Annotated in this window: 23 protein-coding genes; 17 read left to right on the top strand and 6 right to left on the bottom strand. The window is 71.6% G+C overall.

Features of this window, described 5'->3' with window-relative positions; translation table 11 throughout:
- Positions 1–133: 133 nt before the first annotated feature.
- Genes rplM through D7I47_RS04135 form a run of 4 tightly spaced genes read left to right on the top strand, consistent with a single transcriptional unit; the run spans position 134 to position 2,954 of the window.
- Positions 134–580: a 50S ribosomal protein L13 gene (gene rplM, locus D7I47_RS04150; RefSeq protein ID WP_120761880.1), complete on the top strand. Its 447-nt coding sequence runs from the start codon at positions 134–136 to the stop codon at positions 578–580.
- Between the two features lie 32 nt (positions 581–612).
- Positions 613–1,101 carry a 30S ribosomal protein S9 gene (rpsI, locus tag D7I47_RS04145; RefSeq protein WP_120761879.1) on the top strand — a complete coding sequence of 163 codons (489 nt, stop codon included), beginning with the start codon at positions 613–615 and terminating at the stop codon, positions 1,099–1,101.
- Positions 1,102–1,117: 16 nt separating this feature from the next.
- Entirely contained in the window at positions 1,118–2,485 is a 1,368-nt protein-coding gene (glmM, locus tag D7I47_RS04140; protein ID WP_120761878.1) for a phosphoglucosamine mutase, read from the top strand.
- A 25-nt stretch (positions 2,486–2,510) separates the two neighbouring features.
- On the top strand, positions 2,511–2,954 hold the full coding sequence (locus D7I47_RS04135; RefSeq protein WP_120761877.1) for a nitroreductase family deazaflavin-dependent oxidoreductase: 444 nt from the start codon (positions 2,511–2,513) through the stop codon (positions 2,952–2,954).
- Here the strand turns inward: D7I47_RS04135 and coaA are convergent.
- Positions 2,941–3,885: a type I pantothenate kinase gene (gene coaA, locus D7I47_RS04130; RefSeq protein ID WP_120761876.1), complete on the bottom strand. Its 945-nt coding sequence runs from the start codon at positions 3,883–3,885 to the stop codon at positions 2,941–2,943. The genes D7I47_RS04135 and coaA overlap by 14 nt on opposite strands.
- An 84-nt stretch (positions 3,886–3,969) precedes the next feature.
- On the opposite strand from coaA, the gene glmS reads away from it, so the two are divergent.
- From glmS to D7I47_RS14720, 8 genes are all read left to right on the top strand, one after another.
- Positions 3,970–5,820: a glutamine--fructose-6-phosphate transaminase (isomerizing) gene (gene glmS, locus D7I47_RS04125; protein WP_120761875.1), complete on the top strand. Its 1,851-nt coding sequence runs from the start codon at positions 3,970–3,972 to the stop codon at positions 5,818–5,820.
- A gap of 2 nt (positions 5,821–5,822) precedes the next feature.
- On the top strand, positions 5,823–6,179 hold the full coding sequence (locus tag D7I47_RS04120) for a holo-ACP synthase (protein WP_120761874.1): 357 nt from the start codon (positions 5,823–5,825) through the stop codon (positions 6,177–6,179).
- Positions 6,176–7,270 carry an alanine racemase gene (gene alr / locus D7I47_RS04115; RefSeq protein ID WP_120761873.1) on the top strand — a complete coding sequence of 365 codons (1,095 nt, stop codon included), beginning with the start codon at positions 6,176–6,178 and terminating at the stop codon, positions 7,268–7,270. The genes D7I47_RS04120 and alr overlap by 4 nt, the downstream gene beginning before the upstream one ends.
- Positions 7,267–7,734 carry a tRNA (adenosine(37)-N6)-threonylcarbamoyltransferase complex ATPase subunit type 1 TsaE gene (tsaE, locus tag D7I47_RS04110; protein ID WP_120761872.1) on the top strand — a complete coding sequence of 156 codons (468 nt, stop codon included), beginning with the start codon at positions 7,267–7,269 and terminating at the stop codon, positions 7,732–7,734. Before alr ends, tsaE begins: the two co-directional genes overlap by 4 nt.
- A gap of 87 nt (positions 7,735–7,821) precedes the next feature.
- Positions 7,822–8,433 carry a tRNA (adenosine(37)-N6)-threonylcarbamoyltransferase complex dimerization subunit type 1 TsaB gene (tsaB, locus tag D7I47_RS04105; RefSeq protein WP_120761871.1) on the top strand — a complete coding sequence of 204 codons (612 nt, stop codon included), beginning with the start codon at positions 7,822–7,824 and terminating at the stop codon, positions 8,431–8,433.
- Positions 8,430–9,989: a tRNA (adenosine(37)-N6)-threonylcarbamoyltransferase complex transferase subunit TsaD gene (gene tsaD / locus D7I47_RS04100; protein ID WP_120761870.1), complete on the top strand. Its 1,560-nt coding sequence runs from the start codon at positions 8,430–8,432 to the stop codon at positions 9,987–9,989. The genes tsaB and tsaD overlap by 4 nt, the downstream gene beginning before the upstream one ends.
- Positions 9,990–10,060: 71 nt before the next feature.
- Positions 10,061–10,663 carry a DUF4190 domain-containing protein gene (locus D7I47_RS04095; protein WP_227000831.1) on the top strand — a complete coding sequence of 201 codons (603 nt, stop codon included), beginning with the start codon at positions 10,061–10,063 and terminating at the stop codon, positions 10,661–10,663.
- A gap of 76 nt (positions 10,664–10,739) precedes the next feature.
- On the top strand, positions 10,740–11,339 hold the full coding sequence (locus D7I47_RS14720; protein ID WP_157981626.1) for a hypothetical protein: 600 nt from the start codon (positions 10,740–10,742) through the stop codon (positions 11,337–11,339).
- 61 nt (positions 11,340–11,400) lie between these two features.
- Here the strand turns inward: D7I47_RS14720 and D7I47_RS04085 are convergent, their stop codons facing one another.
- The gene (locus D7I47_RS04085) at positions 11,401–12,576 is read right to left on the bottom strand and encodes a class I SAM-dependent methyltransferase (protein ID WP_120761868.1); all 1,176 of its coding nucleotides are present in this window, start codon (positions 12,574–12,576) and stop codon (positions 11,401–11,403) included.
- 201 nt (positions 12,577–12,777) lie between these two features.
- On the opposite strand from D7I47_RS04085, the gene groES reads away from it, so the two are divergent.
- The 4 genes from groES (at position 12,778) to D7I47_RS04065 (ending at position 16,831) form a co-directional block, all read left to right on the top strand.
- On the top strand, positions 12,778–13,074 hold the full coding sequence (groES, locus tag D7I47_RS04080) for a co-chaperone GroES (protein WP_120761867.1): 297 nt from the start codon (positions 12,778–12,780) through the stop codon (positions 13,072–13,074).
- Between the two features lie 89 nt (positions 13,075–13,163).
- Positions 13,164–14,102 carry an EamA family transporter RarD gene (gene rarD / locus D7I47_RS04075; protein WP_120761866.1) on the top strand — a complete coding sequence of 313 codons (939 nt, stop codon included), beginning with the start codon at positions 13,164–13,166 and terminating at the stop codon, positions 14,100–14,102.
- Positions 14,103–14,148: 46 nt separating this feature from the next.
- A complete protein-coding gene (locus D7I47_RS04070; protein ID WP_120761865.1) occupies positions 14,149–15,417 on the top strand; it encodes an ABC transporter substrate-binding protein in 1,269 nt (422 codons plus the stop codon).
- A gap of 142 nt (positions 15,418–15,559) precedes the next feature.
- Entirely contained in the window at positions 15,560–16,831 is a 1,272-nt protein-coding gene (locus D7I47_RS04065; RefSeq protein ID WP_120761864.1) for an ABC transporter substrate-binding protein, read from the top strand.
- A gap of 121 nt (positions 16,832–16,952) precedes the next feature.
- Here the strand turns inward: D7I47_RS04065 and D7I47_RS04060 are convergent, their stop codons facing one another.
- The 4 genes from D7I47_RS04060 to D7I47_RS04045 are packed head-to-tail and all read right to left on the bottom strand — an operon-like array spanning position 16,953 to position 20,920.
- Positions 16,953–17,720 carry an ABC transporter ATP-binding protein gene (locus tag D7I47_RS04060; protein WP_120761863.1) on the bottom strand — a complete coding sequence of 256 codons (768 nt, stop codon included), beginning with the start codon at positions 17,718–17,720 and terminating at the stop codon, positions 16,953–16,955.
- Complete coding sequence (locus tag D7I47_RS04055; protein WP_193726457.1) at positions 17,717–18,703, bottom strand: ABC transporter ATP-binding protein; 987 nt, start codon at positions 18,701–18,703, stop codon at positions 17,717–17,719. The genes D7I47_RS04060 and D7I47_RS04055 overlap by 4 nt, the downstream gene beginning before the upstream one ends.
- Complete coding sequence (locus D7I47_RS04050) at positions 18,693–19,670, bottom strand: branched-chain amino acid ABC transporter permease (RefSeq protein WP_120761861.1); 978 nt, start codon at positions 19,668–19,670, stop codon at positions 18,693–18,695. The genes D7I47_RS04055 and D7I47_RS04050 overlap by 11 nt, the downstream gene beginning before the upstream one ends.
- Before the next feature lie 2 nt (positions 19,671–19,672).
- Positions 19,673–20,920, bottom strand: coding sequence for a branched-chain amino acid ABC transporter permease (locus D7I47_RS04045; protein ID WP_120763794.1), 1,248 nt, complete (start codon positions 20,918–20,920; stop codon positions 19,673–19,675).
- Positions 20,921–21,257: 337 nt separating this feature from the next.
- Between D7I47_RS04045 and guaB the strand changes: the two genes are divergently transcribed.
- On the top strand, positions 21,258–22,760 hold the full coding sequence (guaB, locus tag D7I47_RS04040; RefSeq protein ID WP_120761860.1) for an IMP dehydrogenase: 1,503 nt from the start codon (positions 21,258–21,260) through the stop codon (positions 22,758–22,760).
- Positions 22,761–23,109: the final 349 nt, after the last annotated feature.

The following is a 23,109-nucleotide window of genomic DNA, read 5'->3' as shown; positions in this document are numbered from 1 at the left end:
CTGTACAGGTTGTCTGCGCACCGTGCTGGCGACCAGTTGGGCCCTCCACCGTCGGGTTCCGCAGCGATCGAGTTGCCGGAACGCACACCGGAGCGGGATTCACGAACATCACCGACCAGAAAGCAGTCATTCCGTGACGCGCACGTTCAGCCCCAAGCCGGCGGACATCCAGCGGGAGTGGGTCGTCATCGACGCCACCGACGTCGTCCTCGGCCGCCTCGCCACCCACGCCGCCGCGATCCTCCGCGGCAAGCACAAGGCGACCTTCGCCCCCCACATGGACATGGGCGACTTCGTCATCATCGTCAACGCCGAGAAGGTGGCCCTCACCGGCCAGAAGCTCGAGAAGAAGATGGCCTACCGTCACTCGGGCTACCCGGGCGGCCTCTCCGCTCAGAGCTACGTCGAGATGCTCGAGAAGCACCCGACCCGCGCCGTCGAGAAGGCCATCCGCGGCATGCTGCCGAAGAACTCGCTGGGTCGCGCCCAGATCAAGAAGCTGAAGGTGTACGCCGGCGCCGAGCACCCGCACGCCGCCCAGCAGCCCAAGCCCTACACCCTCACCCAGGTCGCGCAGTAAGCGCCCGCCGAGACTTTTCAAGGACATCACCGATGGCGAAGATCGAAGACACCGTGGCCGACGAGGTGCTCACCAGCTTCTCGACCGAGACCCCTGCCGATGAGGCGCCGCGCACCCCGCGCGCCGTGCTCAACGTCCCCGGCGCAGCCGTGGGCCGCCGCAAGGAGGCCATCGCGCGCGTGCGCCTGGTCCCCGGCGGCAGCTCGTTCACCGTGAACGGCCGCACCCTCGAGGACTACTTCCCGAACAAGCTGCACCAGCAGCTCATCAACGACCCGTTCAAGGTGCTCGACCTGCTCGGCTCCTACGACGTGATCGCGAAGATCACGGGTGGCGGCCCCTCGGGTCAGGCGGGCGCCCTGCGTCTCGCGATCGCCCGTGCGCTCAACGAGATCGACCGCGAGAACAACCGCCCGGCGCTCAAGAAGGCCGGCTTCCTCTCGCGCGACGCCCGCGTCATCGAGCGCAAGAAGGCCGGTCTCAAGAAGGCCCGCAAGGCCTCGCAGTTCTCGAAGCGCTAAGCCGCGACACAGACGTATGCCGCGTCTCTTCGGCACCGACGGGGTCCGGGGGCTGGCGAACGGTGAGATCATCACCGCCGACCTGGCCCTCGGCCTCGCTCAGGCCGCCGCCGTCGTGCTCACGCGCGGTCGTCACGCCGACCTCGTGCGCGAGGAGGGCCGCCGCCCCCGTGCGGTGATCGCCCGCGACCCGCGGGTGTCGGGCGAGTTCATCTCGGCCGCCGTGGCCGCGGGCCTCGCGAGCTCGGGCATCGACGTGCTCGACGCGGGCGTCATCCCGACGCCCGCCGCCGCGTTCCTGGTGGCCGACATCGACGCCGACTTCGGCGTCATGGTGTCGGCGTCGCACAACCCTGCGCCCGACAACGGCATCAAGTTCTTCGCCCTCGGGGGCGTCAAGCTCCCCGACGAGGTCGAGGACCGCATCGAGGCCGCCCTCGGCCAGCCGAAGCTCGCCCCGACGGGCGCGGGCGTCGGACGCATCCGCCGGTTCGCGGATGCCGAGGACCGCTACCTGCTGCACCTGCTCGGCACGCTCGACGTGCGGCTCGACGGGCTCAAGGTCGTCATCGACGCCGCCCACGGCGCCGCCGCGGGTGTCTCGCCGCAGGTGTTCGCGGATGCCGGAGCCCAGGTGACCGTGATCGGTGCCGACCCCGACGGCCTCAACATCAATGACGGCGTCGGTTCGACGCACCTCGGCAAGCTCCAGGCGGCCGTCCGGCTGACCGGTGCCGACCTCGGCATCGCCCACGACGGCGACGCCGACCGCTGCCTCGCGGTCGACGCGGACGGCCAGGTCATCGACGGCGACCGCATCATGGCGATCCTCGCCGTCTCGCTCAAGCGCCGCGGACTGCTCGCCCACGACACCCTCGCGGTCACCACGATGAGCAACCTGGGCCTGCGCGTCGCGATGGCCGAGCACGGCATCCACCTCGTCGAGACCGGGGTGGGCGACCGCTACGTGCTCGAGGCGATGGCCGAGCACGGCCTGACCCTCGGCGGTGAGCAGTCGGGCCACATCATCTTCAGCGACCACGCGACGACCGGCGACGGCATCCTCACCGGGCTGCAGCTCGCCGCCGAGATGGCCCGCACCGGCAAGACGATCGCCGAGCTCGGCTCCGTGATGACCGTCTACCCCCAGGTGCTCGAGAACGTGCGCGGCGTCGACCACCACGGCCTGCACGACGACGAGGTGATCGCGGCGGCCGTGCGCGGCCACAGCGAGGCGCTCGGCGACGACGGCCGGGTGCTGCTGCGCCCCTCCGGCACCGAGCCGCTCGTGCGCGTCATGGTCGAGGCGCGCGACGCCGCGCAGGCGCAGCGAGTGGCGGACGAGCTCGTGGGAATCGTGCGGGAGCGGCTCGCGTTGTCCTGAGCGACGACACGAGGAGGTCACCACCATGCCGCTGACCGGCGAGTACGGACCGAGCACGTCCGAGTGGGCGCGGAAGCAGGCGGAGGCCTTCGAGGCCTCCGACGGCTCCGAGGCGGGCGAGCTGCGGGGGAAGCCCATCATCGTGCTCACCTCGGTGGGCGCGCGCAGCGGCAAGCTGCGCAAGAACGCGCTCATGCGCGTCGAGCACGACGGCAGCTACGCGGTCGTCGCCTCGAAGGGCGGGGCTCCCCAGCATCCGTCCTGGTACCACAACCTGGTGGCGAACCCGCACGTCGAGCTGCAGGACGGAGCCGAGCGGCACGACTACCTGGCGCGCGAGGTGCACGGCGACGAGAAGACGCTGTGGTGGGCGCGGGCCAACGAGGTGTGGCCCGACTACGCCGGCTACCAGACGAAGACGAGCCGCCCCATCCCGGTGTTCGTGCTGGAGCGCATCACACCTTCCTGATCAGCACGTTCGACACGGTGTGATCGGATGCCTTGCGCAGCACGAGCGAGGCACGCGCCCGGGTCGGCGCGATGTTCTGCTCGAGGTTCGGGCCGTTGATGTCGTGCCAGATGCCGCGCGCCCGGGCGACCGCGTCCTCCTCGCTGAGCGACGCGTAGCGGTGGAAGTAGGAGCGCGGGTCGGCGAAGGCGCCCCGCTGCAGGCGGAGGAAGCGCTCGACGTACCAGCGCTCGATGTCGACCGTGCGGGCATCGACGTAGATCGTGAAGTCGAAGAGGTCGCTCACGGCGAGGCGCGCGCCCGGGCCGGGCGGCTGCAGCACGTTGAGCCCCTCGACGATGAGGATGTCGGGGCGGCGCACGACGATCTCGGCGTCCGGGACGATGTCGTAGAAGAGGTGAGAGTAGACGGGCGCGCGCACCTCGGCCACGCCGCTCTTGACCCGGCTCACGAACCGCAGCAGCGAGCGGCGGTCGTAGCTCTCGGGGAAGCCCTTGCGTGCCATGAGGCCGCGTCGCTCGAGCTCGGCGTTCGGCAGCAGGAACCCGTCGGTCGTGACCAGCTCGACGCGCGGGGTGTCGTCCCAGCGGGCGAGCAGCTCGCGCAGCAGTCGTGCGATCGTCGACTTGCCGACGGCGACCGAACCCGCTACCCCGATCACGAACGGCGTCGGGGGCTCGTCCTGCCCGAGGAAGTCGCGCGTCGAGCGGTGCAGGGCGCGCGCCCCGACCGCGTAGAGGCTCAGCAGCTTGCTGAGCGGCACGTACACGTCCGCCACCTCGCGCAGGTCGAGGGAGTCGCCGAGCCCGCGCAGTCGCACCAGCTCGCCCTCGGTGAGCGGGTTCGCCGCCGACGGCGCGAGCGAGGCCCAGTCGGCACGGTCGAGTTCCAGGAACGGGGTCGCGGCCGTGCGGTCGCCGGGCTCAGACATCCCCTCGAGCGTAGTCCCGCCCGAGGCGCCGCTCGCGTGCGCGCGCGCCGGGGCTCCCAGGGGTGGTGGCCTAGGATCGAGTCCATGTGCGGGATCGTGGGCTACGTCGGACCGGGCAGCAGTCTCGAGGTGCTCGTCGGGGGCCTCACCCGGCTCGAGTACCGCGGTTACGACTCGGCGGGGGTCGCCGTGCTCGGCGACGACGGCGTGATCGGAACCCGGAAGCGTGCGGGCAAGCTCGGTGTGCTCGTCGAGGAGCTCGAGAGCTCGCCGATCGGCGACGGGCACACGGGCATCGGCCACACCCGCTGGGCGACGCACGGCGGACCGACCGACGTCAACGCGCATCCGCACTTCGGCGACGGCGGCCGGCTCGCCCTCATCCACAACGGCATCATCGAGAACTTCGCCGAGCTCAAGGCCGAGCTCGAGGCCGACGGCGAGACCTTCGAGTCGCAGACCGACACCGAGGTCGCGGCGCTGCTCGTGGGGCGTGCGTTCCACGAGTCGGGTGATCTGACCGAGGCGATGCGCCGCACCGTGGAACGGCTCGAGGGCGCGTTCACGCTGCTCGCCCTGCACCAGGATGCGCCGGGGGTCGTCGTGGGCGCTCGCCGCAGCTCGCCGCTCGTCATCGGGCTCGGCGAGGGCGAGAACTTCCTCGGCTCGGATGTGGCGGCGTTCGTCGAGCACACCCGTCGCGCCATGGAGATCGGCGAGGACCAGATCGTCACCATCCGCCCGGACTCCGTCGAGGTCATCGACTTCGCCGGTGCGCCCGCGCAGGCGAAGGAGTTCGAGGTCTCGTGGGACGCCTCCGCCGCCGAGAAGGGCGGCTGGCCGAGCTTCATGAAGAAGGAGATCTCGGAGGAGCCCGAGGCGGTCGCCAACACGCTCCGCGGTCGCGTGCACGAGGGCGCCGTGACGCTGCACGAGCTCGACGGCGTCGCCGAGGTGCTGCAGGGCGTCAACCGGGTGATCGTGCTGGGCTGCGGCACCGCCGCCTACGCCGGCATGGTCGGCAAGTACGCCGTCGAGAAGTGGGCGCGCGTGCCCGTCGACGTCGAGCTCTCGCACGAGTTCCGCTACCGCGACCCGGTGCTCGACGAGCGCACGCTCGTCGTCTCGGTGAGCCAGTCGGGCGAGACGATGGACACCCTCATGGCCGTGCGGTACGCGCGCGAGCAGGGTGCGCGCACGCTGTCGATCTGCAACACGCAGGGCGCGACGATCCCCCGCGAGTCGGATGCCGTGCTGTACACCCACGCGGGTCCGGAGGTCGCGGTCGCCTCGACGAAGGCGTTCGTCGCCCAGGTGACCGCCCTCTACCTGCTGGGGCTGCACCTCGCGGGCCTGCGCGGCACGCTCGACGCGGCGGGCATCGCGCATCAGATGGCCGAGCTGGAGGCCGTGCCGGCGAAGATCCAGAGCGTCGTCGAGACGGCATCCGGACGCATCGCGGAGCTCGCGCACTGGATGAGCGACACCCAGTCGGTGCTGTTCCTCGGCCGTCACGTGGGCTTCCCGGTGGCGCTCGAGGGCGCGCTCAAGCTCAAGGAGCTCGCCTACATCCACGCGGAGGGCTTCGCGGCCGGCGAGCTCAAGCACGGCCCCATCGCGCTCATCGAGCCGGGGCAGATCGTGTTCGTCGTCGTGCCGAGCCCGCGTGACCCGTCGTCGCTGCACAAGAAGGTGGTCTCCAACATCCAGGAGATCCGCGCGCGCGGGGCGCGTGTCATCGCGATCGCCGAGCTCGGGGATGTCGCGGTCGTGCCGTTCGCGGACGAGGTCATCCGCATCCCGCTCGCCGCGCCGTTCTTCGAGCCGCTGCTCGCGGTCGTGCCGCTGCACATCTTCGGCATGGAGCTCGCGACCGCGAAGGGGCTGGACGTCGACCAGCCGCGCAACCTCGCGAAGTCCGTCACGGTGGAGTGAGCATGATCGTCGGGCTGGGCGTCGACGTCGTCGATCAGGCCCGGTTCGAGCGCGCCGTCTCGCGCACGCCGCGGCTGCGCGAGCGCCTGTTCGCCGAGAGCGAACGCGGGCTGCCGCTGCGCTCGCTCGGGGCCCGGTTCGCCGCCAAGGAGGCCCTCATCAAGGCCCTCGGCGACGCCGAGGACGTGCACTGGACCGACATGGCGATCGCCTCGGACGCCACCGGCAACCCCTCGTTCGTGGTCGCCGGCCCGCTCGCCGCGCTGCTCGAGCGGCGCGGCATCGCCCGGCTGCACGTCTCGATGAGCCACGACGCGGGCATCGCGACGGCCACCGTCATCGCCGAGGCCGACGCGTGAGCGCCCCGCGGCGCGAGGCCCGCATCCACCTGGACGCGCTCGCCGGCAACCTCGAGGTGCTGCGCCGCACCGCCGCGCCCGCTCAGCTCATGGCCGTGGTCAAGGCCGACGCGTACGGCCACGGGGCGCTCCCCGTGGCGCGGGCCGCGGTCGAGGCGGGCGCCGACTGGCTCGGCACGGCCGACCTCTCCGAGGCCCTCGCCCTGCGGGCCGCGGGCGTCACGGCACCGCTCCTCGCCTGGCTGCACGGCGGCACCCCCGACTTCGCGGATGCCGTGGCCGCGGGTGTCGACGTCGGGGTGTCGACGCCCGCACAGCTCGAGGCGGCGGCCGACGCCGGCGCGACCGTGCATCTCAAGGTCGACACCGGGCTCAGCCGCAACGGGATCGCGCCCGAGGAGGCCACCGCCGTGTTCGCCCGCGCGGCCGAGCTCGAGCGCGCCGGACGCCTGCGGGTGCGCGGCCTTATGAGCCACCTCTCGGGCACCTCGGCCGAGGACGACGCCGCCCAGCGCGCGGCGTTCGCCGCCGTGATCGGCGAGGCGGAGTCCACGGGCCTCGCGCCCGAGCTGCGGCACCTCGCGGCGAGCCTCGCGGTGATCACCCAGCCGGACGCCCGGTTCGACCTCGTGCGCGTCGGCATCGCCATGTACGGGCTCGCGCCCGACGCATCCGTCGACCCGGCGGTGCTCGGGCTGCGACCCGTCATGCGGCTCGTCTCGGAGGTCGCGGCGGTGCGTCGGGTGCCCGCCGGCACGGGCGTCTCGTACGGCTTCACCCACCGCACCGAGGGCGAGACGACGCTCGCGCTCGTGCCGCTCGGCTACGCGGACGGCATCCCGCGTCACGCCTCCGGTCGTGCTGAGGTCGCCGTCGCGGGCGCACGGCACGCGCAGGTGGGCCGGATCGCCATGGACCAGTTCGTGGTCGACGTGGGCGACGCCCCCGTGGGCGTCGGCGACGAGGTGGTCGTGTGGGGCGACCCCGCCGCGGGCGAGCCCGGCGCCGGGGAGTGGGCGGAGGCCGCCGGCACGATCGGCTACGAGATCGTGACGCGGATCGGGCCGCGGGTCGCCCGGGTGCCGGTGTGACGCCGCTCGAACTCGACGTTCCGGATGCGGAGGCCATGGAGGCGCTCGGCGCACGCCTCGCCGCGGTGCTGCGGGCGGGCGACGTCGTGCTGCTGAACGGCGAGCTGGGTGCCGGCAAGACGACGCTCACGCGCGGGCTGGGTACGGCGCTCGGGGCGCGCGGAGCCGTGACGAGCCCCACGTTCGTGCTCGCACGCACGCACCCGACGACATCCGGGGTGCCGCTCGTGCACGTCGACGCCTACCGGCTCGCGACCGCGGCCGAGGTGGAGGACCTCGACCTCGACCTCGACGGCTCGATCACGGTCGTCGAGTGGGGATCCGGCAAGCTCGACGGCGCCGTCGACTCCTGGCTCGAGCTCGACATCGTGCGCCCGCTCGGCGGCGACCCCGCCGCCGACGACTCGCCCCGCCACGTGCGCCTCACCCCCCACGGCCCACGGTGGGTCGGTCAAACGCTGTAGCGGTTGGCTCCTGGCGCCGCTCATCACCGCCGCGGCCGGTCAGACGCTGCAGCGTTTGACGAACGGACGGAACCGTAGGCTGGGGAGGTGCTGCTGGCGATCGACACCTCGACGGGGACGAGCGTCGCCGTCGTGTCGCGGCGGGGCACCCTCGCCGAGCGCGCGAGCGCCGACACCCGCGGGCACGCCGAGCTGATCGGCGGCTTCATCGCCGAGGCGCTCGCGGAGGCGGGGGTCGCGCCCTCCGAGCTCGAGGGGGTCGCGGTCGGGATGGGTCCCGGGCCCTTCACGGGCCTGCGCGTCGGCATCGCCGCGGCGCGGGCCTTCGCGCTCGGCATCGGGCGACCGGTGCTGCCCGTCGTCTCGCACGACGCGGTCGCCTACGGCCGCACCGAGCGGGTGCTCGTGGTCACGGATGCGCGCCGCCGAGAGCTCGCCTGGTCGCGGTACGCGGCGCCCGGCTCCGACGGCCTGCCGGTGCGGATCGAGGGCCCGGCCCTCGTGCCGGTCGCGGAGGCCGAGACGGTGACCGCCGTCGCCGGTTACGTGCGGATCGACGCCGCCACGATCGACGCGGGCCTGCTCGGGCTGCTCGCCCTCGCGCGCCACGACGCGGGGCTCGAACCCGGCCCCGCCGAACCCGTCTACCTGCGCGCCCCCGACGTCACCCTCTCGACGCCCAAGACGGTGACCCCGTGAGCTGGACGCTGCGCCCGGCCACGGCATCCGACCTCGACGCGATCGACGCGCTCGAGCACGCCATCTTCCCCACCGATGCCTGGTCGCGCGAGACGCTCGCCGCCGAGCTCGCGGGCGAGCACGGCCACTACCTCGTCGCCGTCGACGAGGCGGATGCCGTGCTCGGCTACGCGGGACTCCTCGCCCCCCGCGGCGGCGGCCAGGGCGACATCCAGACCATCGCGGTCGCCGCATCCGCGCGCCGCCGCGGCATCGGCGCCGCACTGCTCGACGCGCTGCTCGCGGAGGCGCGCGGCAGGGACGCCGAGGAGGTGTTCCTCGAGGTGCGCGCCGACAACCCCGGCGCCGAGGCGCTCTACGCGAGCCGCGGCTTCGAGCGCATCGCCGTCCGCCCCGACTACTACCAACCCGACGGCGTCGATGCCATCATCATGCGCGCGAGATTCGTGCCGTTCGGTCGGAATGAGGGCGCGGATTCGACCAACTCGCACGAATCTCCCGGCGCACTGGTGCTCGGGATCGAGACGAGCTGCGACGAGACGGGCATCGGCATCGTGCGCGGCACCGAGCTGCTCGCGAACGTCATCGCGAGCTCGATGGACGAGCACGCCCGCTACGGCGGCGTCGTGCCCGAGATCGCGGCACGCGCCCACCTCGAGGCGCTCGAGCCGACCATCCACGAGGCGCTGCGGGTGGCGGGCGTCGAGCTCGCCGAGCTGGATGCCGTGGCCGTCACGAGCGGGCCGGGTCTCGCGGGGGCGCTCATGGTGGGCGTCGGTGCGGCGAAGGCGCTCGCGCTGTCGCTCGAGAAGCCGCTCTACGCCGTCAACCACCTCGTCGGCCACGTGGGCGCGGATGTGCTGAACCACGAGCCGCTCGTCGGCGACGGCGAGCTCGAGCTGCCGACCATCGCGCTGCTCGTCTCGGGAGGCCACACCTCGCTGCTCTACGTGCGCGACCTCGTCTCGGATGTCGAGCTGCTCGGCGAGACGATCGACGACGCCGCCGGCGAGGCCTTCGACAAGGTCGCGCGACTGCTCGGCCTGCCGTATCCGGGCGGACCCGAGATCGACCGGGTGGCGGCATCCGGAGACCCCACCGCCATCCGCTTCCCCCGCGGGCTCACCGCGTCGAAGGACCAGGAACGGCACCGCTACGACTTCTCGTTCTCCGGCCTCAAGACGGCCGTCGCCCGGCACGTCGAGGCGGCCCGTGCCGCCGGCGAGGAGGTGCCGGTGGCGGATGTCGCGGCGAGCTTCCGCGAGGCGGTCGTCGACGTGCTGCTCACGAAGGCGCTCGCCGCCTGCGTCGAGCTCGGCGTGCCGCGGCTGCTGCTCGGCGGGGGCGTCATCGCGAACCGCCGGCTGCGCGAGGTCGCGATCGAGCGCTGCGCGGATGCCGGGGTCGCGCTGCGGATCCCGCCGCTCGCGCTGTGCACCGACAACGGCGCCATGATCGCCGCGCTCGCCGCGCAGCGCATCGCCGCCGGGTATCCGCCGTCGGAACTCGGCTTCGGCGCCGACTCGACCCTGCCGGTGACGAGCATCCAGGTCTGAGGGCGCCCCGGACGGGTGCTTGCCGTGGTCCGGGGCGGCTGGCACGATGACGGGACACGGAAGGGACGCACTTGTCAGACACCACCACCCCGACCCCCGCCGAACCGGAACCGGGGGAGTACGTGCCGCCTCCCGCCTACACCGCACCGGCCCCCTACGTGGCGCCCAACCCGTACCTCGCGCCGAACCCGTACACGGCGCCGGCTGCAGCTCCCGCCCACGATCCGTTGGCCACGCCCGTCGCGCCGCCGCCGGCGGCCGCAGCCCCGGCCGCCGCTCCGCCTGCCCCGGCTCCCGCGCCCGCCTACGCGAGCGCCCCGGCGGCCCCGGCCTACCAGCCGGTCCCGACGACGCCCGCGCCGTACGCACCGGCGCCCTACACCGTCGGGGGCGTCGCCTACGCCTACGCGCCGCGCACCGACCCCCTCGCGCTCACCTCGATGATCCTCTCGCTCGTGGGTCTGCTGTTCTGGATCCTCGGCATCCCGGGCGTCATCCTCGGGCACATCGCCCTCTCCCGCATCAAGCGCACGGGCGAGGGCGGCAAGGGCATGGCCATCGCGGGGATCGCGGTCGGCTACGCGGTGATCGCCTTCCTGCTGATCTACGTCGCCTTCTTCGTGATCGTGTTCTCGAGCACCTACAACTCCTACTCCGACTACAGCGGTTACTGAGCCGACGGATCGCGTTGACAGGCCCGAGGGGCGCTGGAAGCATGGGCGGAGTCCACCACTACGAAGGAGTTCGGACATGACCGACCCCACTGCCACCCCCGCAACTCCCGAGGAGCCGACGCCCGCCGCCGCCCCCGCCGAGCCCGTCGTCCCCGCGGCCGAGCCCGTCGTCCCCGCGGCCCCCGCCGCAGCCGAGCCCGTGGTGCCGACTGCTCCCGCGGCGCCCGTCGCCGAGCCCGTGGTGCCCGTCGTCCCGGCCGCTCCCGCGGCGCCCGTCGCCGAGCCCGTGGCGCCCGTCGCGCCGGCGGCCCCCGCCGCCCCGGCGGCCGCGCCCGCCGCCAACCCGTACGCGGCGCCCGCCGCCGCGCCCACCTACGCGGCGCCCGGCACGCCCGTCAAGCAGACGCTCAGCATCGTCTCGTTCGTGCTCGGCATCGCCGGCGTCGTGTTCTCGTTCATCTACGGCCTCGGCCTCATCCCCGGCATCATCGCCGTCGTGTTGGGCTTCCGGGCGAAGAAGAGCGAGCCCGCCGCGCCGAAGTGGATGTCGCTCACCGGCATCATCACGGGTTTCGTCGCGATCGGCATCAGCCTGATCGCGGGCCTCATCACGATCGTCGCCATCGTCAGCTACTTCGCGCTGATCAACCAGTATGGCTCGTACTACAGCAACTGAGTCCTCTCGGCTGCAAGGGGGGCGGGGTGCACGGCATCCCGCCCCTTCTGCATCCGCGGGGTCAGACGCGGTCGGCGAGGATCGCCGCGCGTCGTCCCGCGATGCGGGTCAGCACGAGCGTCGCCGCATCCGGGCCCCGCAGCGCCAGCCGCGTGCGCAGGGCGGCGGGGTCGACGTCGACCCCGCGCTTCTTGATCTCGAGCGTGCCGATGCCCCGCTCGCGCAGCGCGGCCTTCAGCCGACGCTCGTCGACGGGCAGCTCCTCGCGCACGCGGAACGCCTGCCCGAACGGCGTCGCGGGCTCCGTGTCGGCCGTCACCCAGGCGATCGTGGGGTCGAGCATCCGGCCGTCGACGCGACGTGCGAGCTCGCCGATGAGCCGCGCGCGGATGACGGCCCCGTCGGGTTCGAGCAGGAACGCGCCGAGTTCGCCGGGATCCGCGTCGGGGGCGGGTCCGGATGCCGTGAGCTCGGCCGACCCTCCGGCGCCGAGCAGCAGCGCGGCGCGGCCGACCCCCTCGCGGGCGAGCGCGCCCGACCAGACCACGAGCTCGACGACCTCCCGGTCGACAGACACCCACTGCGCCTCGCCGCCCTCCGGCAGCAGGGCGTGGTCGAGCGCGGGGCCGAGCTTGACGCCCGCGGGCTTCGCGGCCGCGCGCGCGAACACGGCGTCGAGCGCCGGCGACCAGTCGGCGGGGTCCGCCTGGCGTCGCCCACCCGCCCGGCGGGCGGGGTCGAACCACAGGGCGTCCACGTCGGCGGGCTCCTCGGCGAGCGCGTCGCCCCGCACGACGCGCGCGTCCGGGAACGGGGCGAGGTTGTAGGCGGCGATCGCGGCGGTGACCTCGTCGCGCTCGACCGCGACCACCCGCATCCCGAGCCCCGCGAAGGCGAGCGCGTCGGCGCCGATGCCGCAGCCGAGGTCGGCGACGGATGCCAGCCCGGCGCGGGCGAAGCGCCCCGCGTGCTGCGCCGCCACCGGCAGGCGGGTGGCCTGCTCCAAGCCGTCGGGGGTGAACAGCATCCGTTCCGCGAAGTCGCCGAACTTGGTGCGCGCCCGGGTGCGCAGCCGCGCCTGGGTGAGCACGGCCGCCACGAGCGCGGGGGAGTGGCCGGCGGCCCGCAGCCGCGAGACGATGCGCACGACATCCGCATCCGCCGCGACCGTGCCCACCTCGTCGAGCAGCCGCAGCCCCTCGGGCGACAGCAGCGCGCGCAGCTCCTCCGGCGTCATCCCCTCACGTTATCCGTCAAACGCTGCAGCGCTCGGCCCGCCGCTGCGGTGATGACCGGCGCGCCGGGGGAGCCGCTGCAGCGTTTGACAGAGTCATCCCGGCTGGCAGTCGGATTGAATGAGTGCTAACGGGGGCCTATAGTTGTCCTGGCACTCTCGAACGGAGTGTGCCAAACCTGAGTCTTCAGAAAGAGGTCACACGTGTCGGTCTCCATCAAGCCGCTCGAGGATCGCATCGTCATCAAGCAGGTCGAGGCAGAGCAGGTCACCGCGTCGGGTCTGGTCATCCCGGACACCGCCAAGGAGAAGCCGCAGGAGGGCGAGGTCGTGGCCGTGGGCCCCGGTCGCATCGACGACAACGGCAACCGCGTTCCGCTCGACGTCGCCGTCGGCGACAAGGTGCTGTACTCCAAGTACGGCGGCACCGAGGTCAAGTTCGGTGGCGAGGAGTTCCTCGTGCTCTCGGCCCGCGACGTGCTCGCGGTCGTCGTGCGCTGAACCACGACATCCTGCCGGAAGGCCCCGAGGCTCTGCCATCGGGGCCTTCCGCGTCTGCGGGGCACGTTCCGCGCGGCTAGCCTCGTGAGGTGACCCGCCCCGCACCCGCCCCCTCCCGCGTCGGAGGTCAGGGCGCCGGCCTCGCCTACGCGATCTCGGCCTACGGGCTCTGGGGGTTCCTCCCCGGCTTCTTCCTGCTGCTGGCCCCCGCGAGCCCCTGGGAGATCGTCGCCTTCCGCATCCTGATGTCGCTGGGCTTCTGCGCCCTGCTGCTCACCCTCACGCGCGGTTGGCGCGGCTTCATCGGGCTCTCGCGGCAGTGGCGGGTGCTCGGGATGATGGCGCTCGCGGGCGTGCTCATCTACGTCAACTGGCAGGTCTTCGTGCTCGCGACGCTCGGCGGGCACGTCGTCGAGGGCGCGCTCGGCTACTTCATCAACCCGATCATCACGGTCGCCCTCGGCGTCGTGGTGCTGCGCGAGCGGCTGCGTCCGCTGCAGTGGGCCGCCGTCGGCATCTCGGTGCTCGCGATCGTCGTGATCGCCGTCGGCTACGGCGCCTTCCCGTGGATCGCCCTCGCCCTCGCGCTGTCGTTCGGCTTCTACGGCTTCATCAAGAAGCGGGTCGGGGCCCAGGTGGATGCCGTGAGCGGGCTCACGCTCGAGACGGCCTGGCTCACCCCCGTCGCGATCGTGCAGCTGCTCGTGACGGGCGCGACCGTCGGCCTCACCTTCGGGAACGCGGGCCCCGTGCACGCCGCGCTCATGATCGCGACGGGCGTCATCACGGCCACCCCGCTGCTGCTGTTCGCGGCCGCCGCGCGCCGCCTGCCGCTCGTCGCGCTCGGCCTCACCCAGTACCTCGCGCCCGTGCTGCAGTTCCTCACCGGGGTGCTGCTGCTGCACGAGCCCATGCCGACGGGGCGCTGGATCGGCTTCGGCCTCGTCTGGCTCGCCCTCGTGCTGCTGACGGTCGACATGCTGCGCGCGGCGCGGTCCGGCCGCCGCGCCTCCCTCCCCACCGCCTGACGTCGCGGTAGGGTCACGGCGACACGTCGACCAGGAAGGACCCCGGATGCCGCGCGCGCTCCCGCCCCGCACCCGCCGAGCATCCCTGCTCGCCGCGGCCGCCGCATCCGTGCTGCTCGCGGGCTGCACCGCCGTCGCCCCCATGCCCACCCCCACCCCGACGCCGACCGAGACGGTCGCGCCGAGCGGCGACGGGGTGCTGCGCATCGGCACCCTCTTCCCGACGACGGGCGCGACGGCCTTCCTCGGCTCGGCGCAGCTCGCCGGGGTGAACGCCGCCATCCGCGAGATCAACGCCGCGGGCGGTGTGCTCGGCGCCCCCGTCGAGATCGTCTCGCGGGACTCGGGGGATGCGAGCACCGAGACCGCGGAGGCGTCGTTCGCCGCGTTCGTGGAGAAGGGCGTCGACGTCGTCATCGGCCCGAGCTCCTCGGTGCTCGCCGAGCGACTGCTGCCGAAGGCCGAGGAGGCGGGCATCCCGTTCATCTCGCCGGCCGCCACCTACCCGAGCCTCACGACCGCCGACACGGCGGGCCTGTTCTCGCGCACCATCCCCTCCTACCCGCACCAGGGAACGCTGCTCGGCGCGCTGCTGCCCGAGAAGGGCGCGGATGCGGTGGCGCTCGTGACGAGCGGGGACGAGCTCTCGGCCACCATCCAGGCGCCGCTCGAGGCCGCGCTCGCCGACAACGGCGGCGAGCTGGCCGTCGCGGCCGAGGCGGGCTCGGCCTCCGCCGTGACCGCTGCGGTGGCCAAGGTCACGAAGGCCAAGCCCGACGCCGTCGTGCTCGCGACGCCCGACAACGGCGAGCTCACGCGGGCCCTCATCACGGCGCTGAGCGCCGCGGGCTACGGGGGCGCGAAGCTGTGGCTCACGAGCCAGAACCTCGCCGACTACTCGCAGTCGCTGCCCGCCGGGCTGCTGAACGGCGCGAACGGCGTGCTCGAGGGGGTGCAGCCGGACGACGCCTTCATCGCGAAGCTCAAGGTCGAGGATCCGGGGCTCACCGACCCGCGCTACGCGGCCGAGGCCTACGACGCGACCATGATCGCGGCGCTCGCGGCGACGCTCGCGGGCGACGACGGCGGCCCGTCGATCGCGTCGCGGGTCGTGCAGGCGACGCGCGACGGCATCCGCTGCACGAGCTTCGGCGAGTGCATCGACGTACTGTCGACGGAGCCCGACATCGCCTACGAGGGCATCGTGGGGGCGCTGCGCCTCGACGACGCGGGCGACCCGACATACGCGAGCTACGGGCTCTACGCCTACAACGCGGAGAACAAGTACGGCCGCACGGGGACCGTCAGCGGCTGAGCCCGGACGCGTCCCGGTTGTAACGATTTCATCGCGTTACACCCCTGTAACACCTTCGTATTGTGAACGCATCGGGTGGCACGTACCGTGACTCTCACGCGGCGTACCTGACGCGCGCGCATTTCACACTCCAAGGAGCATCATGGGTGCATTTTCCCGGGCCACCGCGGCCACTCGCTCTCGGAAGTCGAAGGCAATCCTCAGCGGGGCCGCGCTCGTCAGCGCCACTGCCCTCGCCCTGAGCGGCTGTGCCTCGACGCCCGAGGGAGACGGCGGGACCACGCCGGCTGAAGACCTCACGCTGAAGATCGGTACGGTTCTGCCGCAGACGGGCAGCCTCGCCTTCCTCGGCCCGCCCGAGGAAGCCGGTGTGCTGCTCGCGGTCAACGAGATCAACGAGGCGGCCAAGTCGATCAAGATCGACCTCACCCCGGGCGACTCCGGCGACGCCGACAACAAGGCGTTCGAGACCACCGTCCCGAAGCTCCAGAGCGCCGGCGTCTCGGCCATGATCGGTGCGGCGGCCTCCGGTGTCACCAAGCTCTTCCTCGACAGCAACGTGTCGGCCGGCATCATCACCTTCTCGCCCGCCAACACCTCGCCCGACTTCACCACCTGGGACGACGACGGCCTCTACTGGCGCACGGCTCCGAGCGACCTGCTCCAGGGCGAGGTCCTCGGCAACCTGATCGCCGAGGATGGCCACAAGAACATCGGCATCATCTACCAGAACGACGCCTACGGCACCGGCCTCTTCGGCGTCGTCAAGGAGGTCTTCGAGAGCACCGGCGGCACCGTCGTGGCGGACGCCTCCTACAACGACGGTGACGCTTCGTTCGACGCGCAGGTCGCCACCATCGCGGCGGCCAACCCCGACGCGATCGTGCTCATCACCTTCGACCAGTTCGCCACCATCGCCCCGCTCCTCGTGAACGCGGGCCAGGACGCCTCCAACTTCTACCTGGTGGACGGCAACCTGAAGCAGTGGGGTGACCAGGTCTCGGTGAACCTCGCCGGCGCGAAGGGCACGACGCCCGGACCGGTGCTGTCGGACGACTTCCAGGAGCGTCTCAACGCGGCCTGGACGGCGGACGGCAACTCCGACCTGACCGACTTCTCCTACGCGGCCGAGTCCTACGACGCCACGGTGCTCCTCGCTCTCGCGGCGCTCGCCTCGGGCTCGACCGACGCGGCGGACATCGCCGGCAAGCTGCGCGAGGTCTCGGGCGGCACCGGCGACGGAGAGAAGTGCACTTCGTTCGCGGCCTGCGCCGACATCATCCTCGGTGGTGGCACCGCGGACTACGACGGCTACTCGGGCCCCATCACCTTCGACGAGAACGGTGACCCGACCGAGGCCACGATCGGCATCTTCCAGTTCGGCGACGACAACATGCACACCCGCATCAACTGATCGTCTCGATCGACCCGAAGGCCCCGGAGCGATCCGGGGCCTTCGGCATCTCCGCGTCGTGCGAGTGCACGAAGAAGGCGGCCCGTGCATCGTGCACGAGCGGCCTTCCGGGTCGTCGGGATCAGCCGTCGGCGAGCGTCCCCAGGTACAGGCCGATCACCTTCGGGTCGTGCAACAGCTCACGCCCGGTGCCCTCGTAGGCGTCGCGACCCTGGTCGAGCACGTAGCCGCGGTCGCAGATCTGCAGGCAGCGGCGGGCGTTCTGCTCGACCATGATCGTCGTGACGCCCGCCTTGTTGATGTCGGAGACGCGGATGAAGGCATCATCCTGGCGCACCGGCGAGAGGCCCGCGGAGGGCTCGTCGAGCAGCAGCACGGACGGGTCCATCATGAGCGCCCGCGACATCGCGACCATCTGACGCTCGCCGCCCGAGAGCGACCCGGCACGCTGCTTGAGGCGCTTCCCGAGTTCGGCGAAGATGCCGGTCACGAACTCGAGGCGCTCGGCGTAGATCCGCGGGTTCTGGTACAGCCCCATCTGCAGGTTCTCCTCGATCGAGAGCGAGGGGAACACGTTGTTGGTCTGCGGCACGAAGGCGACCCCGCGTTGCACGAGGCGGTCGGCCTTGAGGCCCACGATGCTCTCGCCGTTCACGGTGATGTCGCCGCCCCGCACCTTCACGAGACCGAAGATCGCCTTCAGCAGCGTCGACTTTCCGGCGCCGTTCGGCCCGATGATGCCGATGAGCTCGCCCTGGCGGGCGACGAGATTGGTGCCGTTGAGGATGTTGACTCCCGGCAGGTAGCCGGCCACGAGGTCCGTGACCTGCACCACCACGTCGGTGCCGGCGGCGGTCGACGGTGCCGGCGCGGCTGCGGTGTCGCTCACTTGTTCTCCTCCTCGGCCTCGGCGAGTGCCTGCGCCTCGTCCTCGCGGATCTCCTCGAGCAGCTCCCGGGCCTCCGCGTCGAGCTCGCCCGCGATCCGGCCGGTGACGACGCCGAGGTCGACGTCCTGGTGGCTGCCGAGGTAGGCGTCGATGACCGCCTGATCCTGCATGACGGTGTCGGGCGGGCCCTCCGCGACGACCTTGCCCTCCGCCATCACGACCACCCAGTCGGCGATGTGACGCACCATGTGCATGTCGTGCTCCACGAAGAGCACGGTCATGCCGTCCTCCTTGAGACCCAGGATGTGATCGAGCAGCGACTGCGTGAGGGCGGGGTTCACGCCGGCCATCGGCTCGTCGAGCATCACGAGGTTGGGGTCGCTCATGAGGGCGCGCGCCATCTCGAGCAGCTTGCGCTGGCCGCCGGACAGGGATGCGGCGAAGTCCTTCTCCTTGGCGTCGAGCTTGAAGCGGGTCAGCAGCTCGCGCGCCTTGGCCTCGTTCGCCTTCTCCTGCGGGCGCCACAACGCCGGGAAGAAGCTCGACCAGAAGCGCTCGCCTCGCTGCTTGGGGGCGCCCAGCTTCATGTTCTCGAGCACCGTCAGCAGCGACAACGCCTTGGTCAGCTGGAAGGTGCGCACCTGACCCATCCGGGCCACCTTGAAGGCGGGGATCCCGGCGAGGCTCTTGCCGTCGTACGACCACGTGCCGGTGTTGGGCTTGTCGAAACCGCACAGCAGGTTGAACAGCGTGGTCTTGCCGGCGCCGTTCGGGCCGATGAGCGCCGTGATGGCGTTCCGCGGGATCTCGAGGTGTTCGACGTCGACGGCGACGAGGCCACCGAAGCGTCGCGTCACGTGATCGACCACGAGGATCGGATCGTTCTTCTTGACGCCCGGGGCGGGCTCGCCGACCGCCAGGCCGACGGTCTTCACCGGCTTCGTGGCGGGAGCGGGTGCCGGGGTCTCCGATTCACTTGACAAAGGTCATCTCCCTCTTGTCGCCGAGGATGCCCTGGGGCCGGAAGATCACGATGAGCATGAGCGCGACTCCCACCAGGATGTAGCGCAGGGTGCCCGCCTGGATGTCGGTCATCGGCAGGATGCCGGCCTGGGCGAGCTCGGGCAGCAGGTTGCCGAGCAGCGCCATGACCATCCAGAACAGCACCGCGCCGAGCGAGGGGCCGAAGATGGTGGCCGCCCCGCCGAGCAGCAGGATCGTCCAGAGGAAGAAGGTGAGCGACGTCGTGTAGCTCGACGGCACCACCGCCGAGGGCAGCACGTAGACGATGCCGCCCGCCGCGCCGATCACACCGCCCACCACGAGCGCCTGCATCTTGTAGGCGAAGACGTTCTTGCCGAGGGCGCGCACCGCATCCTCGTCCTCGCGGATGCCCTTGAGCACCCGGCCCCACGGGCTGCGCATGAGGGCCCAGACGAGGAGGATCGCGGCCGCCAGCAGGATCAGGCCGAAGACGCGCACCCACAGGCCGTCCTGGTTCCACTCCCACGGCCCGAAGCCGTAGGTGCCCTCGGGGAACGGGTTCGCGCCGCGGAAGCCCTCGTGGTAGCCGCCCAGGCCGTCGGCCGAGTTGGTCCACTCGTCGAAGAGCTGCGTCGTGAACAGCAGGCGCACGATCTCGGCGGCCGCGATCGTGACGATCGCGAGATAGTCGGCGCGGAGGCGCAGCGTCGGCACACCCAGGATGATGGCGAACAGCGCCGCCAGGGCGAGGCCCACCAGCATGCCGCCCCACCAGGGCAGTCCGAAGCTCAGCACCGAGATGGCGTAGCCGTATCCGCCGAGGGCCATGAACCCCGCCATGCCGAAGTTGAGCAGGCCGGCATAGCCGAAGTGCACCGCGAGGCCCGTCGCCGCGAGCGCGTACGCGATGGTGACCGGGCTCAGCAGGTAGCCCAGCGTGTTTCCGAGAATCGCTCCCCAGTCCATGGCTAGCCCAGCCTCTCTTTCCGTCCGAGGAGGCCTTGCGGTCTCACGAGCAGGATGATGATCAGGACGACGAGGGCGCCCGCGAACTTGAGGTCGGACGGGATCCACAACGTCGAGGTCTCGACGACGATCCCGACGATGATCGAGCCGATGAGCGCGCCGAACGCGGTGCCGAGGCCGCCGAGCGTGATCGCGGCGAACACCAGGAGCAGCATCTGGGTACCCATGTCCCAGCGCACCCCGGGGCGGAAGTAGGCCCACAGCACGCCCGACAGCGCCGCGAGGATGCCCGCGAGCACCCACACGATCCGGATCACCCGGTCGACGTTGATGCCGGAGGCGGCGGCCAGCTGCGGGTTGTCGGAGATCGCGCGGGTGGCCTTGCCGACGCGCGTGCCGAGCAGGAAGTAGGCCACGCCGAGGATGACGACGATGCTCACCCCCATGCTGATCATGTCGATGTACGACAGCTGGATCGGGCCGAGCTGGATGGGCGCGGGGCTCGCCCCCGGCAGTTGCTGGGTGGCGCCGCCCATCAGGTACTGGAAGCTGTAGCGCAGCGCCAGCGAGAGACCGATGCTCACGATCATCAGCTGCACCACGCCGAGTCCGCGCCTTCGCAACGGTCGCCAGAGCGCCGCGTCGAGTGCGAGTCCGAGCAGACCGCCGGCGAGCAGGGCCGCGATCACGGCGAGCCACAGCGGCATCGTCCAGAGCGACGAGACGGCGAAGGTGACGAGTGCACCCCAGGTGACCATCTCGCCGTGGGCGAAGTTCGACAGGCCCGTCGTGCCGTAGATGAGCGCGGCGCCCATCGCGGCCAGGGCGAGCAGCAGGCCGAAGTTGAGGCCGTTCACGAGCCGCACGAGCAGCTGGTCGAGGAACGACTGCGTCACGCGTTCGCCCTCGCCGAGGAAGAGGTTCACGATCTTCGAACCGGTGAGCCCGAACTCGACCTCCTGCGAGGCGGAGTCGCCGTCCACGATGACGCCCTCGGGCAGCGTCGACTCGTCGACCGTCAGCGTGTAGGTGGCCTTCTCCGGAACGTACAGGCGCCAGCGGCCGTCGGCACCGGTCAGCGTCTCGGCCTCGAAGCCGTTCCCCGTGACGAGCACGCGCACGTTCGGGACGGGCTTGTCGTCGAACGTGATCACGCCCCCGAAGTAGAAGTCGGTGGCCTCCTGGTCGGCGCCGGGGGTGTCGGGCGGCTCGGCGGAGACGCTCGCCGACGCGGGGCCGGCCGAGAGCATGAGCGCAGCGAATGCGGTGGCGCCGAGCAACAGGATCGCGGCGAGCCGACGACCCAGCCGTGGGACGTGCGCTGTTCGAGCGTGGGCCACGGAACCTCCAAGACCTCGGGAACGACGAGGCTGCAGGCGCTTCGTCGACCTTGACGTTACTTCCGCCATGTTGCCTTCGTGTTTCGAACGCAGCATCGCGTTCGAACAGTATGGGCGCGTCATGGGCGTCCGTCCAACCCGCCCGCGTCCGGGTGCCCGGAATGTTATGGGCGGGAAGCCGTTAAGATGTACTACCGGTCTTCGACGCAGCAGCCGGGTTCACCTCATCGCGACCCCAGAGGACACCATGGACCAGCCCGATCCGTTCGGATTCGTCGGACTCACCTACGACGACGTCATGCTGCTGCCGGGACACACCGACGTCATCCCGAGCGAAGCCGACACCTCCTCCCGTCTGACGCGCCGCATCCGCGTCAACGCGCCGCTCGTGTCGAGCGCCATGGACACCGTGACCGAGTCGCGCATGGCGATCGCGATGGCCCGCCAGGGCGGCATCGGCATCCTGCACCGCAACCTCTCGATCGACGACCAGGCGACCCACGTCGACAAGGTGAAGCGGTCCGAGTCGGGCATGATCACGAACCCCGTGACGACCACGCCCGACGCCACGGTCGCCGAGGTCGACGCGCTGTGCGGGCAGTTCCGGGTGTCGGGCCTGCCGGTCGTCGAGGGCGACGGCACGCTCGTCGGCATCATCACCAACCGCGACATGCGCTTCGTCTCGCCGTTCGAGGCGGGCACGACGCTCGTGCGCGACGTCATGACGAAGGCGCCGCTCATCACCGCACCCGAGGGCATCGACCCGGATGACGCGGTCGCGATCTTCGCGCAGCACAAGATCGAGAAGCTGCCGCTCGTCGACGGCGCGGGTCGCCTGCGCGGCCTCATCACCGTCAAGGACTTCGACAAGTCGGAGAAGTACCCGAACGCCACCAAGGACGAGGAGGGCCGCCTCCGCGTCGGCGCCGCGATCGGCTTCTTCGGCGACGCGTGGGACCGCGCCGGGGCGCTGCGCGATGCGGGCGTCGACCTCATCGTCGTCGACACCGCCAACGGCGACTCGGCGGGGGTGCTCGACATCATCCGCCGCCTCAAGGCCGACGCGGCCTTCGCGCACATCGACGTCATCGGCGGCAACGTCGCCACCCGCTCCGGCGCCCAGGCGCTCGTCGACGCGGGTGCGGATGCCGTGAAGGTGGGCGTGGGCCCCGGCTCGATCTGCACCACGCGCGTCGTCGCGGGCGTCGGCGTGCCCCAGGTGACCGCCGTCTACGAGGCGTCCCTCGCGGCGCGCGAGCACGGCATCCCGGTGATCGCCGACGGCGGTCTGCAGTACTCGGGCGACATCGCGAAGGCGCTCGTGGCGGGTGCGGACACGGTCATGCTGGGCTCGCTGCTCGCGGGCACCGACGAGTCGCCCGGCGACCTCGTGTACGTGGGCGGCAAGCAGTTCAAGAACTACCGCGGCATGGGTTCGCTCGGTGCGCTCTCGGACCGCGGCAAGAAGACCTCCTACTCGCGCGACCGTTACTTCCAGGCCGACGTGCCCTCGGATGCGCAGCTCATCCCTGAGGGCATCGAGGGCCGGGTCGCCTACCGCGGCTCGCTGAGCGCGGCCGTCTACCAGCTCGTCGGGGGCCTGCGCCAGTCGATGTTCTACGTGGGCGCCCGCACCATCGACGAGCTCAAGCAGCGCGGCAAGTTCGTGCGCATCACGCCCGCGGGCCTCAAGGAGTCGCACCCCCACGACATCCAGATGGTCGTCGAGGCCCCCAACTACTCCCGCTGACCCGGGTTGTTGCGCCCCTGCCGGTCGCATTCCTGCCGGTCGCGCCCGGTCGCACCTGCGGCGGGAGTAACCGCACCTTCGGCGGGAGTTCCTGCAGTACCGGGCGGTGAACTGCCTCCGCGGCGGGGGCAGTTGCTCCCGCCGACCTAGCTGGACTCCGCCCGCGCCTCGTGTGCAGTCGTCGCATCCCGCGCCCCGGCGTCAGGCAGCGCGCGGTTGCGGCGGGGGAACGTGCAGGCGCGGGTGGTCCAACCATGCACCGGCGGGAGCAACTACTCCCGCCGCCCGCACCCAACTCCGCCTGCGCTCTGCGGATGCGTCTTCCCGTCCGGCATCCGCACCACTCCTC

It is taken from the genome of Protaetiibacter intestinalis (assembly GCF_003627075.1).
In the GTDB taxonomy this organism is placed as follows: domain Bacteria; phylum Actinomycetota; class Actinomycetes; order Actinomycetales; family Microbacteriaceae; genus Homoserinibacter; species Homoserinibacter intestinalis.
This window is presented reverse-complemented; position numbering and strand designations above follow the sequence as displayed.

Excerpts from the sequence above, each read along its gene's own strand:
- rpsI (WP_120761879.1), top strand. The coding sequence starts at position 613 with ATGGCGAAGATCGAAGACACCGTGGCCGACGAGGTGCTCACCAGCTTC.
- glmM (WP_120761878.1), top strand. The coding sequence starts at position 1,118 with ATGCCGCGTCTCTTCGGCACCGACGGGGTCCGGGGGCTGGCGAACGGT.
- D7I47_RS04135 (WP_120761877.1), top strand. The coding sequence starts at position 2,511 with ATGCCGCTGACCGGCGAGTACGGACCGAGCACGTCCGAGTGGGCGCGG.
- coaA (WP_120761876.1), bottom strand. The coding sequence starts at position 3,885 with ATGTCTGAGCCCGGCGACCGCACGGCCGCGACCCCGTTCCTGGAACTC.
- glmS (WP_120761875.1), top strand. The coding sequence starts at position 3,970 with ATGTGCGGGATCGTGGGCTACGTCGGACCGGGCAGCAGTCTCGAGGTG.
- D7I47_RS04120 (WP_120761874.1), top strand. The coding sequence starts at position 5,823 with ATGATCGTCGGGCTGGGCGTCGACGTCGTCGATCAGGCCCGGTTCGAG.
- D7I47_RS14720 (WP_157981626.1), top strand. The coding sequence starts at position 10,740 with ATGACCGACCCCACTGCCACCCCCGCAACTCCCGAGGAGCCGACGCCC.
- D7I47_RS04085 (WP_120761868.1), bottom strand. The coding sequence starts at position 12,576 with ATGACGCCGGAGGAGCTGCGCGCGCTGCTGTCGCCCGAGGGGCTGCGG.
- D7I47_RS04070 (WP_120761865.1), top strand. The coding sequence starts at position 14,149 with ATGCCGCGCGCGCTCCCGCCCCGCACCCGCCGAGCATCCCTGCTCGCC.
- D7I47_RS04065 (WP_120761864.1), top strand. The coding sequence starts at position 15,560 with ATGGGTGCATTTTCCCGGGCCACCGCGGCCACTCGCTCTCGGAAGTCG.
- D7I47_RS04050 (WP_120761861.1), bottom strand. The coding sequence starts at position 19,670 with ATGGACTGGGGAGCGATTCTCGGAAACACGCTGGGCTACCTGCTGAGC.
- D7I47_RS04045 (WP_120763794.1), bottom strand. The coding sequence starts at position 20,920 with ATGCTCTCGGCCGGCCCCGCGTCGGCGAGCGTCTCCGCCGAGCCGCCC.
- guaB (WP_120761860.1), top strand. The coding sequence starts at position 21,258 with ATGGACCAGCCCGATCCGTTCGGATTCGTCGGACTCACCTACGACGAC.